Annotated in this window: 1 pseudogene; it reads left to right on the top strand. The window is 47.0% G+C overall.

Going from position 1 to position 411, the window contains the following annotated elements:
• Window positions 1-96 precede the first annotated feature (96 nt).
• A pseudogene (locus BHE85_RS27745) lies at window positions 97-336 on the top strand (AAA family ATPase); the annotation flags it as partial.
• Window positions 337-411: the final 75 nt, after the last annotated feature.

Below are 411 nucleotides of genomic sequence, written 5' to 3'. Positions count from 1 at the left end.
GACCGCACGAATATAACGGTGGGTTCCCCCCAAACGAATCGGAAAATCGATACTGGAAAAACTCTAACTCGGTGGCCAGTTTTTGTTGACCACTTCATTCTTAACCTGGGAGGTGAACACCTCGGCATCGATACCTCACGGGATAACAGTGAATTATTTGCCAACGACGGTACACCGACATGGCTAAAAGAAAAGCGTGCAAAAGAAATCGCACTTGATGAAATTATCGAGTTGCTCAACAAGCACCATGGGGGCACCAGTAACGACGCCAAACGCGCAAAAGCTGATTTGCTGGAAAAAACATTCACCTCCCGGGTAATGCTGCCAACTTACTGATTTAGTGTATGATGGTGATTTTAAGGTGCTTGCGTGGCTTCCATTTCCATCAGATGTCCTTCCTGCTCCGCTACT

The sequence above is a fragment of the Shigella sp. FC1567 genome (genome assembly GCF_001743015.1).
GTDB classification, from domain to species: Bacteria; Pseudomonadota; Gammaproteobacteria; order Enterobacterales; family Enterobacteriaceae; genus Escherichia; species Escherichia coli.
Note: the sequence above shows the minus strand (reverse complement) of the source record. Positions and strands in the feature narration are given on the sequence as shown.